The sequence below is a fragment of the Actinomycetota bacterium genome (genome assembly GCA_030684515.1).
Lineage (GTDB): Bacteria > Actinomycetota > Actinomycetes > S36-B12 > S36-B12 > UBA11398.
Genome location: JAUXVJ010000026.1, coordinates 1 through 3,218, shown reverse-complemented (window position 1 = coordinate 3,218; position 3,218 = coordinate 1). Strand labels below are relative to the sequence as shown.

The following is a 3,218-nucleotide window of genomic DNA, read 5'->3' as shown; positions in this document are numbered from 1 at the left end:
GCACGAATGCAGTAGCTCCTGGAGGCGTGGCCACTGGTCTGGCTCCTTCTGCGTATGCACCGTTTGGCACGCAGCGTTTGAATGCATACATGCAGCTCATCACTCCAGTCGCAACCGCTGAGCAACTGGCTGCTTCCATCACCTTCCTGCTGTCTGACGACGCCGTGAACATCAACGGTGCGATCTTGCCCAGTGATGGTGGTTGGTCGGTGCAGTAGCGCGTCGTTGTCCTTGTGGAGCAGAGGTTTTCCTTTATTCGATAGCACCTTTCCGGGGAGCCGATTTTTCGTTGTGTCAGGTGGATTCGGCATGTACAGTGAAATTTAGTTACCCCGGAGCTCGTGGCTCAATACAGATGCAAAAGGATCCGGGCTTGCGCGTTCTTCCCATCGACCGCGCACAACGTCGCGATTGATTCTCTGGCGTTGAATCGCAACACAATCGCCCTCGACGCTGCATGCCTTTGAACAGTCATGTCTTGCGCGAGTCCGATCGTCCCTGATCAAAGTGGATCTTCCACACACGCAGCATTCATCGAGGTGCCCCATGAACAGAAAAGAATTCAGCCCCAGCTCAACAAAGCGCAGTTCTCGAAAGTCAACCCAGCTCCTGGCCATTGGTTCGGCAGTACTTCTGGCCTCAACAGCCAGCGTCGCGATGGCGTCAGTTGCTTCGGCGGCGAACACTCCCTCTCCGACTCCGACGCACAGCAATAACGGCAACCCCAGTCCTGGTAGCAAAGCGGATTCCTCGCCCAAGCCCAGCAGTTCATCAACTTCGAATGGCTCGATCAATGGACTGAGCAGTGATGGAACAAACGGTCACTACGCGGTGACGATTTGCCATGCCACTCGCTCAGCAAGCAATCCCTATGTTGTCATCACAGTTGATGCGTCAAGCATCACGCGCCTGATGAGTGGGATCGGCAATGGCCACGGCAAGCACACCGGGCCGGTGTTCAATGCAGCTGTCAATCGCTCAGGAGACAACTGGGGCGACATCATCCCGGCGGTGAAGAACCCGGTTACCGGAGGCATTGCATTTGCTGGCTTGAATACCGGCAATCTGGATTGGATTGCCCGCGGCTGCGTCCGCGCGACTGGCGCCTCAATGGCACCCACCGCCACACCCACGTCCACTTCGACACCCAGCCCAACTGGCAGCCCGAGCGCTACCACGACAACTGGAGTGAATCCCAATTCGAACTCCAGTGGAACCGCAATACCAGGTACCTCCAACGGCACGGCGTCGGGAACTGGCAGCGCTGCAGGCAATTCGGCCGATGGACCGGTGGATGCAGCTAATCCTGCTGCGGGTTCTGTTGGTGCGGCAAACAGCAACGATGCGTCAAAGAACAGTGCCGGCCTGCCGGGAAGGGCTGTATTGCCAGCCAGTGTTCCTGCGGGAGACGGATCGTCCGTTGATCAGAGCATTCCAGTGATGGCCATCGCCCTTACTGCTCTTGCACTTCTGATGGTCGCAGGATCAGCGGTTGGTGTTGCACGGAGCCGGGAGCATGCAGATTCTGCGTAATCGCGCAGGAATCATCTGGCTTGTTCTGCTGGGGGTGAGTCTTGCGGCAGCGGTGGCGATCCCACTGACACTGTGGGCTCGATCCTCAGCAGAGCCGGGATCGGTCGGTGCTCGTCAATTGAGTGCCATGCCAAGCCCGGCAGCTTCTTCCCAATTCGTACCGGTTCCGATTGGGATTGTCATCCCCAGCCTGGGCGTCGATACGCGTGTGCTGCCTGTTGCCTTGGATTCAGCACGTGCCTTGGATATTCCGGCTGATATTCGCCTTGCGGGCTGGTACGAATTGGGCGTTGCTCCTGGGGCTGACCGAGGATCGGCCGTCATTGTGGGACATCGCGATGGGCAGGACCAGGGGCACGGTGTGTTCTACGAGCTGGGAGCCTTGAATCCCGGCGACCATGTCAGCGTCTTGAATTCGGCACAACAGTCCTTGGACTACACAGTCATTGCGCGCGAATTCATCCCGAAGAAGAGACTGCCACTGGCTGAGCTCTTCGCCATTGACGGAAGTCCGCGATTGACGCTGGTGAGTTGCGGTGGCGCTTACGACAGCGCCAATGGCGGATACCAGGACAACGTGGTCGTCACAGCGGTACCTACGTCAAATCCGGAACTGTGATGGCTTGGCGCTCCAAGGCTTATGGCTGAGGTGCCGCCGGCAGGGACGTCGCCACAGGAACCGGCAATGTCGGTACAGGAACCGGCAGAGTTGGAACATCCTCACCGACCGGCGGGACTCCTGTAGCCGGTGGACAAGGCTTTGTCAGCGCTCGAATTCCCTGCACATCCCCTGGCCCGAGCTTGATCTGGTTGCCGAGAATGGGATACATGATGTTCGCGCGATTGCGGGCATGCGCCAGCCCCAGCACATGCCCAATTTCGTGCAGGTACTCGCTACGCGTCTGTGACGTTGATGCCCTGACGACGTGGTCTGATCTGAACAGCGCGATCCCGCTGATGATCTCGCGGGTACCAAAGAGTGCAGTTGGCGAGCCTTGGCCTACGACGTTTCCAGCCAACAATGGGGATACGCCCGGAGGGATGAAGTCAATGAGTATCTCTCTTTCGGCCTGCGTACCGCCCGAGACTGGCGTGAGGTTGAAGTCTTTCTCGCTGAAGTTCAGCGTGGTCTTCCCCGAGTAGGCGAAGGTGAGCCCAGATGCCTTTGACCAAATATCAAACGCCCAGTTCAAACTACCAATCTGTTTCGCGGCCTGAGCAGCGTTCAGCGCGCCAGTGTCCACGCTCCACCTGATTGGAGTGGCACATCGGGCCCAGCCACTATTGACGAGTCCGGGATCGGTGAAGATCGATGCGTAGTCAGCGGTGAGACGGCTATCGACTGGAGCAGGTTGGGCCGTCGATGGGAACAGGGCGAATCCTGGTATGAGCATCGCCAAGACTCCAACGCAGACTCGCGCAAGAGTCGATCGCATGTTCACCTCCAACTGGACTTGCTCGCACCATAGTTGCTGTTGAGACAATGAGCATCAAACGGACCTGGGTGGGTGACTACACCTGGACAGTGCCCGCTGGCATCTTCTTTCATGGCTTAGGTTGAGTCGCCTGCTGTTTCGGATGGATCAAGGAGTGCAAGCAATGGCGTTGAATGCAATGGACAGGGATTCATCCGTTGATCCGGGTGTGGACTTCTACCGCTTCGCCAATGGTGGCTGGCTGGCGGC

At 58.0% G+C, this 3,218-nt stretch carries 4 protein-coding genes; 3 read left to right on the top strand and 1 reads right to left on the bottom strand.

All coding sequences use genetic code 11. From position 1 onward, the window contains the following. The 3 genes from Q8M73_11765 to Q8M73_11755 all read left to right on the top strand — a co-directional run. Positions 1 to 218 (top strand): SDR family oxidoreductase (locus Q8M73_11765; protein ID MDP2289227.1); only part of this gene is annotated, 218 nt, incomplete at its 5' end. Positions 219 to 546: 328 nt separating this feature from the next. Then, positions 547 to 1,533, top strand: a complete 987-nt coding sequence (locus Q8M73_11760; GenBank protein MDP2289226.1) for a hypothetical protein — start codon at positions 547 to 549, stop codon at positions 1,531 to 1,533. Beyond that, complete coding sequence (locus Q8M73_11755; GenBank protein MDP2289225.1) at positions 1,517 to 2,152, top strand: class F sortase; 636 nt, start codon at positions 1,517 to 1,519, stop codon at positions 2,150 to 2,152. Before Q8M73_11760 ends, Q8M73_11755 begins: the two co-directional genes overlap by 17 nt. Before the next feature lie 19 nt (positions 2,153 to 2,171). Here Q8M73_11755 and Q8M73_11750 read toward each other — a convergent pair whose 3' ends face one another. Continuing rightward, a complete protein-coding gene (locus Q8M73_11750; GenBank protein MDP2289224.1) occupies positions 2,172 to 2,969 on the bottom strand; it encodes a matrixin family metalloprotease in 798 nt (265 codons plus the stop codon). Positions 2,970 to 3,218: the final 249 nt, after the last annotated feature.